Origin of the sequence: Streptomyces sp. NPDC056734, assembly GCF_042790455.1 — a bacterium.
In the GTDB taxonomy this organism is placed as follows: Bacteria; Actinomycetota; Actinomycetes; order Streptomycetales; family Streptomycetaceae; genus Streptomyces.
The window spans coordinates 109,523-122,571 of record NZ_JBHTZD010000008.1 but is presented as its reverse complement, the minus strand read 5'-3'; the positions used below and the strand labels follow the sequence as shown (position 1 = coordinate 122,571).

Genomic DNA, 13,049 nt, shown 5'->3' with positions numbered 1-13,049 from the left:
CGTGCTCCTCATGAGGCCGCCGTCCTGGGCACCTGCGTCGCGGGGACCGGCCGTGCGGGCCGCCGGGGCGGGTGCAGCAGAGTCGCCGTGGCGCGGTCGCAGACGGCGCGGACCCGTTCGACGGGCAGGCCCAGCAGCGCGGCGGTCTGCTGCTCGGGGACCCCCTCGTAGAGCCGCAGGACGACGATCAGCCGCTGTCGCGGTGCGAGCCCGGCCAGGGTGCTGTGCGGATGCGGACGAGGCCGGCCGAACGCCCCGTACTCATGCCAGGCGGCGCGCGCGAAGCGGTCCGCGAGGTACTGGCGGGCCCGGCTGTAGGGATCCTCGCCGTGCAGGCGGTCCCAGGACGCGTACGTATGCGCGAGGGCGAGGGTGAGCAGGTGCCGCGCGCGCGGGTTGTCGCCGGGGAGTTCGGCGGTGAGCAGGGTGGCGGTGTGCAGCAGCCGGCCCGAGGCGCCCGCGACGAACGCCTCGAACTCCCGGTCCCGGCGCGCGCCATGCACCGTCGTACGCCGTTCTCGCACCGCGCCTCCCCCCTGGGGCCGATCGGCGGGACGGCTCAGGAAGCCGTCCGCCCTTCGCACTCATCTCGCACCCATGTCGCACTCATCTGAGGCCAGCCACGCCCCGCCGGTCAAGAACCGTGCATGGTCCGGTGCGGGGCGGGATGCGGCGGGTGCTGCGGGGGCGCCGGGGTACGGGCGGTGCGGCAAGGGCGCGTATCGCGCGCGGGTGGGCCGCTGGGCTCGACGGGAGGCCGGACCGGGAGGGGGCCGCCAGGCCGGGCCGCCCGGCCGGACCGGGCGGCGGGCCGCTCAGGTGCCGTTCGGTGATTCGGCCACCGGTTCGCCCTGGGCCGACATCCGGGAGGACAGCGCGCGGTTGAAACGGGTGAGGAGCGTGCAGAACGCCTCGCGCTCCTCCGGCGCCCAGTCCTCGGTCAGCTCGGCCATGAGCCGGCGCCGCGAGGAGCGCACCTCCTCCAGCCGGGAGAGCCCGCGCGGGGAGAGCTGGAGCACCACCGCGCGGCCGTCCTCGGGGTGCGAGGTCCGCTTGACCAGCCCGGTGTCGACCAGCGGGGCCACCTGCCGGGTGACCGTGGAGGAGTCGATGCCCATGCTGGAGGCGAGTGCCTTGACGCCCATCGGGCCCTCTTTGTCGAGGCGGTTGAGCAGCAGATACGCGGCGCGGTCCATGGAGTTGCGCACCTGACCGACTCCGCCGAGCCGGGTCTGTTCGGCACGGCGTGCGAACACCGCGACCTCGTGCTGCATCGTGTCGAGGAGACCGGTGTCACCGACGGTCGTCATGTCCATCGACATGTCAGGTGTTGTGGGCATGGCCGGAGGCTCACTTCATGCTGGGTGCCAGGTTGGGGGACAGGGTACGCGGCTGGAGGGTGGGCCGTACCGACGCTGCGAAAACCGGTCTCGGTGCTTGGTCACACCCGCGCGCGCCGCCTGTGAACTGCGAGACTTGAGCCATGAACCACCGCAGGCCCCCCCCTCTCGCGCCGGTCACGCTCGATGATGTACGCGGCGCGCAGAAGATGCTGTCGGGTGTGGCGCGGGTGACCGCCATGGAGGGCAGCCGCTATCTGACCCAGCTGGCCGGCTCCCCGGTGCACCTCAAGTGCGAGAACCTCCAGCGGACGGGTTCGTTCAAGCTGCGCGGCGCCTATGTGCGGATCGCCGGGCTGCTGCCGGAGGAGCGGGCGGCCGGGGTGGTCGCGGCGAGCGCCGGCAATCACGCACAGGGCGTGGCCCTGGCGTCCTCCCTGCTCGGGGTGCGGGCGACGGTGTTCATGCCGCAGGGCGCCCCGCTGCCCAAGATCAGCGCGACCCGGGAGTACGGCGCCGAGGTGCGGCTGCACGGTCAGGTCGTCGACGAGACACTGGCCGCCGCGCAGGAGTACGCCCGCACGACAGGTGCGGTGTTCATCCACCCCTTCGACCACCCGGACATCATCGCCGGACAGGGCACGGTCGGGCTGGAGATCCTGGAGCAGTGCCCGGAGGTCCGCACGATCGTCGTCGGGATGGGCGGCGGCGGGCTCGCGGCGGGGATCGCGGTCGCCGTCAAGGCGCTGCGGCCGGACGTACGGATCATCGGGGTGCAGGCGGAGGGCGCGGCGGCGTATCCGCCGTCGCTGGCGGCCGGGCGTCCGGTCGCGATCGGGCAGCCGGCGACGATGGCCGACGGCATCAAGGTCGGACGGCCGGGGGATGTGCCGTTCGCGATCTGCGCGGAACTGGTGGACGAGGTCCGTACGGTCTCCGAGGACGCGCTGTCGGCCGCGCTGCTGCTGTGCCTGGAGCGGGCGAAGCTGGTCGTGGAGCCGGCCGGGGCGAGCCCGGTCGCCGCGCTGCTGAGCGACACCGGCGGCATCGGGGGACCGGTGGTCGCGGTGCTGTCCGGCGGCAACGTCGATCCGCTGCTGATGCAGCGGGTGCTGCGGCACGGGATGGCCGCGCAGGGCCGCTACCTGGCCGTTCGGCTCCGGCTGACCGACCGTCCTGGCGCCCTCGCCTCGCTCCTCGGGGCGTTGTCAGTGGTGGACGCTAACGTCCTCGATGTGAGTCACGTACGGACCGATCCACGGCTCGGGCTCACGGAGGCGGAGGTGGAGCTGCACCTGGAGACCAAGGGGCCGGTGCACTGCGCCGAGGTCGGCAGGGCCCTGCGCGAGGCGGGGTACACGGTCATCGACTGAGCGCCCGGGGCGGAGAAAGCCCAGGTCAGCGCCTTCTTGTCCCCCGTGCAGGGGAATCACGGAAAACCACGTTGTGAGACGCGATACATCGCGTTATGGTGTGTCGCGTGGCACTGATCTCGCCATCCGCCGGGCGGCCAAGACCGCCCCTGTCCACATTCCTCTCGAAGTTCCTCTCGAAGTTACTCGAACCAACCATGACCCTGTGGAGACTCATATGCCAGGCGCCATCTACGCCGAAGGTCTGGTCAAGACCTTCGGCGACGTAAGGGCACTGGACGGCGTCGACCTCGATGTCCCGGAAGGCACCGTCCTGGGCCTGCTCGGGCCGAACGGCGCGGGAAAGACCACCACCGTACGCTGTCTGACCACCCTGCTGCGCCCCGACAGCGGCCGGGCCGTCGTCGCCGGGATCGACGTCCTCAAGCGGCCCAACGACGTCCGGCGCTCCATCGGCCTGTCCGGCCAGTTCGCCGCGGTCGACGAATATCTGACCGGCCGGGAGAACCTCCAGATGGTCGGCCAGCTCTATCAGATGAAGGCCAAGGCCGCGAAGGTCCGCGCCGCCGAGCTGCTCGACCAGTTCAATCTCGCGGACGCGGCCGACCGGCCCGCCAAGACCTACTCCGGCGGTATGCGCCGCCGGCTCGACCTGGCGGCGGCCCTCGTGGTCCGCCCCCCGGTGATGTTCATGGACGAGCCGACCACCGGCCTCGACCCCCGCAACCGCCAGCAACTGTGGGAGGTCATCAAACAGTTGGTCTCCGGCGGTACGACGCTCCTGCTCACCACCCAGTATCTGGAGGAGGCCGACCACCTCGCCCATGACATCGCGGTGGTCGACCAGGGCCGGGTGATCGCCCGGGGCACCTCCGACCAACTCAAGGCCCGCACCGGCGGCGAGCGCGTCGAGGTCGTCGTGCACGAGCGGGACGACATCGCCACCGCCTCCGAGGTGCTGCGCGGCTTCGGCAAGGGCGAGACCACGGTCGAGCAGCACACCCGCAAGCTCACCGTCCCCGTCACGGGCGGCGCCAAGCTGCTCGCCGAGATCATCCGCGATCTCGACACCCGGGGCATCGAGATCGACGACATCGGCCTGCGCCGCCCGACTCTGGACGACGTCTTCCTCTCCCTGACCGGCCACGTGGCCGAGGAGAACGACACGGGCACCGGCGCGGCGGACGCAGAACAGGGCGACCGTAAGGCCCGCAAGCAGAAGAAAGAGGAGGCCGCGCAGTGAGCGCCGTCAAGGACGCGGTGGCCATCGCCCCGCCCACGAACCCGGTGGTCCAGTCCATGCGGGACTCACTGGTCGTCGCCAAGCGGAACCTGATCCGCATGTCGCGCATCCCCGAGATGATCATCTTCGGCCTGTTCCAGCCGATCATGTTCGTCGTCCTCTTCAGCTATGTCTTCGGCGGCTCCATGGACATCGGGGGCACCACCGACCCCGCCGTCTACCGCGAGTTCCTGATGGCGGGCATCTTCGCGCAGACCGTCACCTTCGCGACGGCGGGCGCGGGCGCGGGCATCGCCGACGACATGCACAAGGGCCTGATCGACCGCTTCCGCTCGCTGCCGATGGCCCGTGGCGCGGTCCTCACCGGGCGGACCCTGGCCGACCTGGTACAGACGGCGCTCACCCTGTTCGTGCTCGCGGTCGTCGCCCTGCTGGTCGGCTGGCGCACCCACACCAGCTTCGGCGAGGTGCTCGGCGCGTTCGGCCTGCTGCTTCTGCTGGGTTACGCGTTCACCTGGGTCGGCGCGCTGATCGGCCTGTCCGTGCGCACCCCCGAGGCGGCCACCTCCGGCGGCCTGGTCTGGCTGTTCCCGGTCACCTTCGTGTCCAACGCGTTCGTGGACAGCAGCCGCATGACCCCCTGGCTCCAGCACGTGGCCGACTGGAACCCCTTCAGCGCGACGGTCCAGGCCTGCCGAGAACTCTTCGGCAACCCCGGGGTCTCCCCGTCGGACGCCTGGCCCATGCAGCACCCGGTCTGGGCGTCACTGATCTGGTCCGTCCTGATCATCGTGGTGTTCCGGACCCTGGCGGTACGCAAGTACCGCAGCGCGGGCGGTTGACCGGACCGCGTACGCGAGGCGGGGACCCCCGGAAGGGCCAGGACCGGACCACCGGTTCCTGGCCCTTCGCGCGTGCCCGGGCCACATCCCCCATCGCCACGGCCTGCCGACGGGGCCGGGATTCCGCCCCCGTGGCCGACTGGCCGATGCCCGGACGAGGTGGTCCGATGCCGCCGAAGTGACCTTGGGCCGAGCCCTGGCGCGGGCCCTGGACAACGCAACGGACCGACTTCGGGCCGCCGCCACCGTCAGCACCCATGCGGGCTGTCCCCGCGACGCGGAAAGCTCTCGGATGCCCGAGAACTCGCCGCGAAGGGGGCCGAGGAGAGGAGATGAAGCCGCGAATGCCGCGAGCCACGCCCGCCGAACCGGGCCTGGGGACGGCTTCTGCTCCGCCTGTCGGCCGCCCGCCGGTTTGGTCATGGATCGACGCCGATGGACTGACGGACCGGCGAGGTCGGCGTTGTGATGGGGCACGACGGACCGGCGAGGTCGGCGACGTCGGCGTAGTGGTGAGGCACCACGGACCCGACCGAGTGCAGCTCCGCCCACTTCGCGCAGGGGACGGGAGATCGCAACGCCCACCCCGACGCTCGGCGGCCACCCGACACTCAGTGCCCGCTCGCCTTTCAGGACCTGCCCGCCCCTCAGAGGCCAGCCCAGCCCCTCAGAGGCCCGCCCCGACTCTCAGAGCCCGCCCCGCCCCTCGGCGCTCGCCCCGGCCCCGACCGTCTGACACGCGTCCGGGACGTCCTCGCCCCCGTCCGCCGGCGTCACCGTCGCCGTCGCCGCGATGACGGCGTCCAGGGTGTCCCGTGCGGTCAGCAGGTCGGCGACGGCCTCGTTGATGCGGTCACGCTCCCGGTGCAGGTCGGGCAGCATGCCGGAACAGACCGGCGCCAGGATCTTCCCGTCGTCGACCATGCACGGCATCAGTTCGGCGATCGTGGCGGTGCCCAGACCGGCACCGAGCAGCATGCGGATGCCCCGGACGGTGGCCACGTCCTCTTCCGCGAACTCGCGATATCCGCTGGGCCGCCGCGTCGGCCTGAGCAGCCCCTGCTCCTCGTAGTAGCGCAGCAGGCGCTGGCTGACCCCGGTCCTCCGCGAGAACTCCCCGATACGCATGTGACGACCACCACGTTCATTTGACTCTCACATCGATGTGAGACAGCAGTCTATTCGGCATGACGAACCAGCGATCAGCAAGCCCGCAGCCCGCACCCGTCACCGTCATCGGCCTCGGTCCCATGGGCCTCGCCCTCGCCGCGACGCTGCTGGAGCACGGCCACCCCACGACCGTCTGGAACCGCACCCCGCAGAAAGCCGACACCCTCGTCTCCCAGGGCGCCCACCGCGCGGCGACCGTCGCCGAAGCCGTGTCCGCGAGCCCCGTCACGATCCTGTGTCTCAAGGACTACGAGACCATGTACCCGCTACTCGACCCCGCCGGTGACGCCCTGAGGGGCCGCGCACTGGTCAACCTCAACTCCGGCACCCCGAACGAGGCACGCGCCGCCGTCGCCTGGGCGGCAGAGCGGGCCGTCGGCTATCTGGACGGCGCGATCATGGTGCCGCCGCCGCTCGTCGGGCACCCCGGGTCCGTCTTCCTCTACAGCGGCCCGCAGGACGTCTTCGACGAGTACCGGGTGACGCTGGCGAGCATGGGCGACCCCCGCTACCTCGGCGCCGACCCCAGCCTGGCGGTCCTGTACAACGCGGCCCTGCTCGACATGATGTACGCGACGATGAACGGCTTTCTGCACGCCACGGCCCTGGTCGGGTCGGCGGGCGTACCGGCGGTCACGTTCGCCGATCTCGCGCTGAAGTGGTTCATGCCCTCGGTGGTGGACCCCGTCCTCACCGGGCGGGCACCCGACCTGGACCAGGGCACCTACCCCGGCGACGCGGGCACCATGGAGATGAACCTCAACGCGCTCACCCACATCACCCGCACCAGCGTGGAACAGGGCATCCACTCCGACCAGCCGAGGCTGATGCAGGCCATCGCCGAGCAGGCGATCACCGACGGCCATGGCGGCGAGAACTATCTGGCCGTGTTCGAGGTCTTCAAGAAGGCGGCACAGGTGTCGTGACGGCGGGCCCGGACCGTCGCCCCGGCCAGAACAGGCCCCCAGCCAGGACAGGGCCCCCGGCCAGGACAGGGCCCCCGGCCACGACAGGCCCCCCCGCCCAAGACAAGGCCCCCGGCATCCCGCAGGATGCCGAGGGCCCAGGGCGATGCGTCAGATCAGGCGCTGTACGGGACCGCCTTCAGGATGCGTACGGACGCCTTCCTGCCGTTGGGCAGTTCGTACTCCGCGTCCTCGCCGACCTTGTGGCCGATCACGCCGCTGCCCAGCGGGGACTGCGGCGAGTAGGTCTCGATCTTGGAACTGGCGTATTCGCGGGACGCGAGCAGGAAGCTCAGGGTGTCGTCCTGGTCGCCGTCGAAGGCGATGGTGACGACCATCCCGGGCGCCACGGTGCCGTCCGTCGAGGCCGGTGCCTCGCCGACCTGGGCGTTCTCCAGCAGCTGAGTCAGCTGGCGCACGCGCAGCTCCTGCTTGCCCTGTTCCTCCTTGGCCGCGTGGTACCCGCCGTTCTCGCGCAGGTCGCCCTCTTCGCGCGCGGCGGCGATCTTGGCGGCGATCTCCGTGCGCGCACGACCAGTAAGGTAGTCAAGCTCTTCCCTGAGCTTGTTGTACGCCTCCTGGGTCAGCCAGGTGACGTTCTCGCTGGTCTGGGTCACAGGGTGCTCCTCGTCGGTACTGGGAATACAAAGCATCGCCCTACCCAGAAGGATGTTCCTTCCTGAGTGGGCGAAACCACGAGCCTAACAATTCAAGAGCGGGAGGGGGAGGACATAAGTCACCAAAATCCCGTCAACGCAGGTCAGCGAAGAGGTATTGCTCGCGGCGTCAGTCGGGGACAGTCCGCGCCGGTCGGAGACACTCCGCGCCGGTCGGACACTCCGCGTCAGTCGGCCTGACAGCCGAGCAGCTCGGCCGACGTGGCGGCGGCCGTCGTCCGCAGCGTGACCACCTCGTCGAGACTGGTGGCGTCCCCGTCGAAGCGGAAGTCGGCGCGGCCGACCTCGGCGCCGTCCTCCGACTGGGAGCGGACCGTGCAGTAGCCGACGGCACCCGCGTCCTTCTCCACCTTCAGCCGGACCTGCACCGCGTCCTCGCCCAGCTCGAAGCTGATCATCTCGCCGCTGATCTTGTTCTGGCCGACGTAGTGATAGGCGAAGTAGCCGAGCAGGGCGAGCAGCACGGCGCCCAGGGAGGCGCCGACGACCTTCAGGGTGCGGTCCGCGCGCTCGTCCGAAGCCCGGCCGTAGCGGCCCTGGGGCGGTCGCGTGCTCACCGTACTCATGATCGTCCTCTCGGCCACGGGCGGGACCGGCCCGAAGTCGAGTCCCGGACGCTGTCCCAAAAGGGGCCCCGGAGTCGGACTCCGGAATTATTGGCCCTCCGATTCGGTCACTATAGAAGCCGCCCGCCCGACACCGGACCCCCGCCCCCGCCCGACGTGACGGGCCGGCAACCGTCCGTCGCGCCCGGTCACCCCGGGCGCCCTGTTGACTGAGGAATGAGTCTTGACTGACCAGCTGCGACTGATGGCCGTGCACGCGCATCCCGACGACGAGTCGAGCAAAGGCGCGGCGACCATGGCGAAGTACGTGTCCGAGGGGGTGGACGTGCTGGTCGTGACCTGCACGGGCGGTGAGCGCGGCTCCATCCTCAACCCCAAGCTCCAGGGCGACACCTACATCGAGGAGCACATCCACGAGGTGCGCAAGCGGGAGATGGACGAGGCCCGCGAGATCCTCGGGGTGAAGCAGGAATGGCTGGGGTTCGTGGACTCCGGGCTCCCCGAGGGCGACCCGCTGCCGCCGCTCCCCGACGGCTGCTTCGCGCTGGAGGACGTCGAACACGCGGCCGGTGAGCTGGTGCGCAAGATCCGCTCCTTCCGGCCGCAGGTGATCACCACGTACGACGAGAACGGCGGGTATCCGCACCCGGACCACATCATGACCCACAAGATCTCGATGGTGGCCTTCGAGGCGGCGGCGGACACCGAGCGGTTCCCGGAGGCGGAGTACGGACCGGCGTACCAGCCGCGCAAGCTGTACTACAACCAGGGCTTCAACCGGCCGCGCACCGAGGCGCTGCACAAGGCGCTGCTGGACCGGGGCATGGAGTCGCCGTACGGGGACTGGCTGAAGCGGTGGGACGAGTTCGGGCAGCGGGAGCGCACGCTCACCACGCATGTGCCGTGCGCCGACTTCTACGAGATCCGCGACAAGGCGCTGATCGCGCACGCCACCCAGATCGACCCGGACGGGGGCTGGTTCCGGGTGCCGCTGGAGCTGCAGAAGGAGGTCTGGCCGACGGAGGAGTACGAGCTGGCGAAGTCCCTCGTCGAGACCTCCCTCCCCGAGGACGACCTCTTCGCGGGCGTCCGGGACAATGCCTGACATGAGCGCAAGCGCAAGCCTGGCAATGACGCACTTCGTCACCTTCGCCGCCAACGAGGTCGACGAGGACAAGGTGACCCCCGGCGTCCTCGGCTTCATCGTCTTCGCGGTGATGGCCGTGGCCATCTGGGGCCTGATGAAGTCGATGAACCGCCGATTGGGCAAGGTCGACTTCGAGGAACCGGCGCAGGACCCGGCGGAGGCCCCGTCGGGCGCCCCGTCCGACGCCGACGGTTCCCCCACGAAGACGGCGCAGCAGGCGAAGACGGCCGGTGCCACGCAGCCGGGCGGCGACGCCAGAGCGTAGACACCGGGAACATCGGGGACACAGGGGACATAGGGGACCGGGGAACCGGCACGGCGGACACGCACCCCCACCCCCATTCCACCCCCATTCCACCCCCACCCCCGCCCACCCTCAGGACTCCACGGCCACCCCCACCCCCATGACCTCCCGCGCGTGGCGGCTCGGGACCATGCCCAGGCGCCACGCCTGCCAGCCGGTCTCCAGGGTGATGCCGCGCTCCAGGAGCAGCTGGTACGTGTCGAGGTAGGAGTCGAGCTTCGGGTCGCGGGTGGCGTGGGAGGTGCGGGAGAGCTGGGCCAGTTCCTCCTGGGCGACGGCGGTGCCGACCTCCACGCCGCCCGGGGCCGCGTAGGGCAGCAGGGTGCAGCGCAGGAAGCGGGCCCAGTCCTCGCCGCGGCGGTCGCCGTACGAGGCGAAGAGGCCGGCCGCCTCCTCGCACAGGGCCAGGGCCTGGGGCGTACGGGAGTTGCCGGCGTCGACCACGGCCAGCTCCAGGCAGGTCCACGCCTCCCCGTGGGCGACGCCGATGCGCTGGAAGTCGGCGCGGGCGTCGACCAGGAGCTGGCGGGCGAAGCCGGAGTTGCGCAGGGAACCGGTCTGGGCGGCCCGCTGGTCGCGGGTGACCCGGGCCGAGTGGTGGCGGGCGCAGGCGAGCCCGTAGACGTCCCGCATCCGGGAGAACATCGTCCGGGAGCGTTCGAGATCGCGGACCGCCTGGTCGCGGTCGCCGTTCTCCTCCAGGGCCTGGCCGAGGTAGTACAGGGTCCAGGCCTCACCGCGGGCGTCCTCGTTCTCGCGGTGCCGGGCGGCGGCCGCCCGCAGTTCGTCGACCGCCGGGGACGCGTCACCGGCGACCAGCCGGGCCCGGGCCAGCTGGGTCAGGGCCCAGGCCGTGCCGCGCGCGTCGCGGGTACGTTCGTACAGCTCCAGGGCGGATTGCAGGGCGGTCTCGGCGCGGGGTACGTCGCCGAGCCGGACGTACAGCTGGCCCAGCTGGTAGTGCGCCCATGCCTCGCCGTGCACGGACTCGCCCGCGCGGTGCAGGGCCAGGGAGCGGGTGAGCAGGTCGAGGGCCTCGGCGAGATGGGCGCGGTCGCGTTCGACGGCGGCCAGCGCGTGCATGGTCCAGGCGCGGTCGGTGGCCAGCTGCGGGGCCGCCTGGAGGTCGAGCGCCTCGCGCAGCTTGGCCGCCGCCTCCACCAGATTGCCCTGGTGGTGCAGGGTGATGCCGAGCGAGCACAGGGCGCGGGCCGCCCCCGCGTCGTGCTGCGCCTCCATGTAGAGGTCCACGACCGAGGTGAGGGTGGTGCGGGCCTTGTCCAGTTCGCCGAGCTGGCGGGCCGCGATGCCGGTGCGCCACTGCACCGAGCGGATCAGCAGGCCCTGGTCCACGGCCTGCGCCAGCTCGTTGATCTCGCCGAGCCGGTACAGGTCGCCGCGCAGCAGGCAGTAGTCGCACAGCGCGCCCAGCAGATTGAGCACCGCGCCCTGGTCGACGCCCTCGGCGTGCCGCAGCGCGGCCGTGATGAAGCTGGACTCGTCGTCCAGCCAGCGCAGCGCCTCGTCCAGCGAGGTGAAGCCGTGCGGGCCGAAGCGGTCCGAGCGGGTGGACATGTTGCCGTCGACCAGACGCAGTACGGAGTCGGCGAGTTCGGCGTAGTTGACGATCAGCCGTTCCTGCGCGGCCGTGCGCTCCGCCGCCTCCTCCTCGTCCAGGAGGCGGGCCTGGGCGAATGCGCGGACCACGTCGTGCAGCCGGTAGCGGTCGCCGCGCACCTGGTCGATGAGGCCCGCGCGGGCCAGCGCCGTCAGCCGGCGGCTCGCCTCCGCCTGGTCGGTGGCCAGCAGGGAGGCCGCCGCGGCGGCGCCGAGCGAGGCCCGCCCGGCCAGAGCGAGCCGGCGCAGCAGCCGCCGGGCCGGTTCGGGCTGGTCGGTGTAGCGCAGCCACAGGGCGCGTTCGACCGGGTCGACGGGGCCGTACGCCTCCAGGTCGGCGGCGAGCCGGCGGGGGGTGCGCGGGCCGAGCGAGGAACCGGCGACGCGCAGCGCGAGCGGCAGCCCGCCGCACAGCTCGGTGATCCGGTCGCCGGACTCGGCGTCGTAGGGCCCCGAGCTGTCCTGCGCCGCGGCGCCGAGCAGTTCCTCCGCACCGGCCGCCTCCAGGGGCCGTACGGGCACGTGGTGCACGGACGCCTGGAGGCCGGGCGGGAGGGTGAGCGGCTCGCGGGCGGTGACCAGGACCAGGCTGTCGGAGCGCTCGGGGACCAGGGTGCGGATCTGCTCGGGGTCGAAGGCGTCGTCGAGGACGATCGCGACCGGGACGCCGGTCAGATGCTGGTGGTACAGCTCGCTGAGCCGTCGGACCTGCTGGTCGGCCGACGAGCGTTCCCGGAAGAGCAGTTGCTCACGCGGGGCGCCGAGCCGGTTGAGCAGATGCAGCAGGGCGTCGCGGGTGGACAGCGGTGGCTCGTCCGCGGTGTCGCCGCGCAGGTCGACCACGCAGGCGCCGCGGAACTGGTCCCTGAGGTCCTGCGCGGCCCGTACCGCGAGGGTCGTACGTCCGCTGCCGGGCGGGCCGTGCAGCACGACCACCGTCGGGCGGGTCTGGGTGCTGGCCCGGCCCGCCTGCACCCACTGCCGGATCCGCCCCATCTCCTGGCGCCGCCCCGCGAACGGCCCGGTGGCCTCCGGCAGCTGACCGAACGACTGCTCCAGCACGCTCCGCCCGCGCGCCGCCCCGCTCTTGTCGGCGCCGCGCAGCTGGGGCCCCGTCTTCTTGGGCCCGGTGGAGGCGGCCAGCACCCGCTGCTGGTCCAGGAAGGGCCGGATCCCGCGTACCTCCAGCGCGGTCAGCCACTGGAGCCGCAGCTGTTCGGCGCCGCCGGGCTGCCCCTCGGCGCCGGCCCGGTGGTGCGCGGCCGGCAGATGCGCGCCGGCCACCTTCACCACCGTCGCCGCGGCGCCGACGACCCCGACGGCCACGCCCGCGCCGACGGCCGTGCTCGTCGTCGTGCCCAGCACCAGGTCGGCCACCACGGCGGCGACCGCGCCGACGCCCGCCACCAGCAGCGGGGTTCCGCCGCCGTCACGGGCGTAGCGCTGGCCGAACGTCAGCCGCGCGGCGGCCGACTCGTCCAGCGCCCGGGTGTACGCCGCGTACTCCTCGGCGGCGTTCTGCGCCATCGCGTCGAGCGCGCCGCGCGCCCGTGACATCAGCACTTTCGGGTCCGTACGGCCCCCGGAGCGCCGTACCTCTTCCTCCACAGCCCGAGCCAACAGCCTCTCGGCGTCGACCCGCTGACTGTCCCGCATGTCCCGTCCCCCTCCGACAGCACCACCTATGGGTGGTCAAGTGTGCTGCCCCGGGCGTGCCGGGGCGAGGGGGCGGACGGGGTCCGCATGGGTGTGGAGGGGGTGTGAATGCGGTGGGGTGGGGGGCTGGGGGTGTGGGTGGCGGTGCG

12 protein-coding genes are annotated in these 13,049 nt (G+C 71.8%); 6 read left to right on the top strand and 6 right to left on the bottom strand.

What is annotated here, in order from left to right:
* Positions 1–8 precede the first annotated feature (8 nt).
* Together ACFRFC_RS14340 and ACFRFC_RS14335 are read right to left on the bottom strand one after the other, a co-directional pair.
* Entirely contained in the window at positions 9–524 is a 516-nt protein-coding gene (locus ACFRFC_RS14340; RefSeq protein WP_382684541.1) for a sigma factor-like helix-turn-helix DNA-binding protein, read from the bottom strand.
* 291 nt (positions 525–815) lie between these two features.
* Positions 816–1,322, bottom strand: a complete 507-nt coding sequence (locus tag ACFRFC_RS14335) for a MarR family winged helix-turn-helix transcriptional regulator (protein WP_382685132.1) — start codon at positions 1,320–1,322, stop codon at positions 816–818.
* A gap of 161 nt (positions 1,323–1,483) precedes the next feature.
* On the opposite strand from ACFRFC_RS14335, the gene ilvA reads away from it, so the two are divergent.
* From ilvA to ACFRFC_RS14320, 3 genes are all read left to right on the top strand, one after another.
* Positions 1,484–2,713, top strand: a complete 1,230-nt coding sequence (gene ilvA / locus ACFRFC_RS14330) for a threonine ammonia-lyase (RefSeq protein ID WP_382684544.1) — start codon at positions 1,484–1,486, stop codon at positions 2,711–2,713.
* A gap of 217 nt (positions 2,714–2,930) precedes the next feature.
* Positions 2,931–3,956 carry an ATP-binding cassette domain-containing protein gene (locus tag ACFRFC_RS14325; RefSeq protein ID WP_382684547.1) on the top strand — a complete coding sequence of 342 codons (1,026 nt, stop codon included), beginning with the start codon at positions 2,931–2,933 and terminating at the stop codon, positions 3,954–3,956.
* The gene (locus ACFRFC_RS14320) at positions 3,953–4,798 is read left to right on the top strand and encodes an ABC transporter permease (RefSeq protein ID WP_382684550.1); all 846 of its coding nucleotides are present in this window, start codon (positions 3,953–3,955) and stop codon (positions 4,796–4,798) included. The genes ACFRFC_RS14325 and ACFRFC_RS14320 overlap by 4 nt, the downstream gene beginning before the upstream one ends.
* Positions 4,799–5,485: 687 nt before the next feature.
* Here ACFRFC_RS14320 and ACFRFC_RS14315 read toward each other — a convergent pair.
* Positions 5,486–5,926: a MerR family transcriptional regulator gene (locus tag ACFRFC_RS14315; protein WP_382684552.1), complete on the bottom strand. Its 441-nt coding sequence runs from the start codon at positions 5,924–5,926 to the stop codon at positions 5,486–5,488.
* A gap of 59 nt (positions 5,927–5,985) precedes the next feature.
* Between ACFRFC_RS14315 and ACFRFC_RS14310 the strand changes: the two genes are divergently transcribed.
* On the top strand, positions 5,986–6,894 hold the full coding sequence (locus ACFRFC_RS14310; RefSeq protein ID WP_382684554.1) for an NAD(P)-dependent oxidoreductase: 909 nt from the start codon (positions 5,986–5,988) through the stop codon (positions 6,892–6,894).
* A gap of 155 nt (positions 6,895–7,049) precedes the next feature.
* Here the strand turns inward: ACFRFC_RS14310 and greA are convergent, their stop codons facing one another.
* Both greA and ACFRFC_RS14300 read right to left on the bottom strand, forming a co-directional pair.
* Positions 7,050–7,550, bottom strand: coding sequence for a transcription elongation factor GreA (gene greA / locus ACFRFC_RS14305; protein WP_382684557.1), 501 nt, complete (start codon positions 7,548–7,550; stop codon positions 7,050–7,052).
* Between the two features lie 227 nt (positions 7,551–7,777).
* Positions 7,778–8,176 (bottom strand): DUF4307 domain-containing protein, encoded by a 399-nt coding sequence (locus ACFRFC_RS14300; RefSeq protein ID WP_382684559.1) that lies wholly within the window; start codon positions 8,174–8,176, stop codon positions 7,778–7,780.
* A gap of 244 nt (positions 8,177–8,420) precedes the next feature.
* Here ACFRFC_RS14300 and mca point away from each other — a divergent pair, with 244 nt between their 5' ends.
* Together mca and ACFRFC_RS14290 are read left to right on the top strand one after the other, a co-directional pair.
* Positions 8,421–9,281 carry a mycothiol conjugate amidase Mca gene (mca, locus tag ACFRFC_RS14295; protein ID WP_382685134.1) on the top strand — a complete coding sequence of 287 codons (861 nt, stop codon included), beginning with the start codon at positions 8,421–8,423 and terminating at the stop codon, positions 9,279–9,281.
* The gene (locus ACFRFC_RS14290; protein WP_382684562.1) at positions 9,274–9,588 is read left to right on the top strand and encodes a hypothetical protein; all 315 of its coding nucleotides are present in this window, start codon (positions 9,274–9,276) and stop codon (positions 9,586–9,588) included. The genes mca and ACFRFC_RS14290 overlap by 8 nt, the downstream gene beginning before the upstream one ends.
* 111 nt (positions 9,589–9,699) lie before the next feature.
* Here ACFRFC_RS14290 and ACFRFC_RS14285 read toward each other — a convergent pair whose 3' ends face one another.
* On the bottom strand, positions 9,700–12,900 hold the full coding sequence (locus tag ACFRFC_RS14285; RefSeq protein WP_382684565.1) for a tetratricopeptide repeat protein: 3,201 nt from the start codon (positions 12,898–12,900) through the stop codon (positions 9,700–9,702).
* Positions 12,901–13,049 lie beyond the last annotated feature (149 nt).

What these genes read in the sequence shown, in the direction of transcription:
- ACFRFC_RS14315 (WP_382684552.1), bottom strand. Translation starts at nt 5,926, where the DNA reads ATGCGTATCGGGGAGTTCTCGCGGAGGACCGGGGTCAGCCAGCGCCTG.
- ACFRFC_RS14325 (WP_382684547.1), top strand. Translation starts at nt 2,931, where the DNA reads ATGCCAGGCGCCATCTACGCCGAAGGTCTGGTCAAGACCTTCGGCGAC.
- mca (WP_382685134.1), top strand. Translation starts at nt 8,421, where the DNA reads ATGGCCGTGCACGCGCATCCCGACGACGAGTCGAGCAAAGGCGCGGCG.
- ACFRFC_RS14285 (WP_382684565.1), bottom strand. Translation starts at nt 12,900, where the DNA reads ATGCGGGACAGTCAGCGGGTCGACGCCGAGAGGCTGTTGGCTCGGGCT.
- ACFRFC_RS14310 (WP_382684554.1), top strand. Translation starts at nt 5,986, where the DNA reads ATGACGAACCAGCGATCAGCAAGCCCGCAGCCCGCACCCGTCACCGTC.
- ACFRFC_RS14300 (WP_382684559.1), bottom strand. Translation starts at nt 8,176, where the DNA reads ATGAGTACGGTGAGCACGCGACCGCCCCAGGGCCGCTACGGCCGGGCT.
- ACFRFC_RS14335 (WP_382685132.1), bottom strand. Translation starts at nt 1,322, where the DNA reads ATGTCGATGGACATGACGACCGTCGGTGACACCGGTCTCCTCGACACG.
- ACFRFC_RS14290 (WP_382684562.1), top strand. Translation starts at nt 9,274, where the DNA reads ATGCCTGACATGAGCGCAAGCGCAAGCCTGGCAATGACGCACTTCGTC.
- ilvA (WP_382684544.1), top strand. Translation starts at nt 1,484, where the DNA reads ATGAACCACCGCAGGCCCCCCCCTCTCGCGCCGGTCACGCTCGATGAT.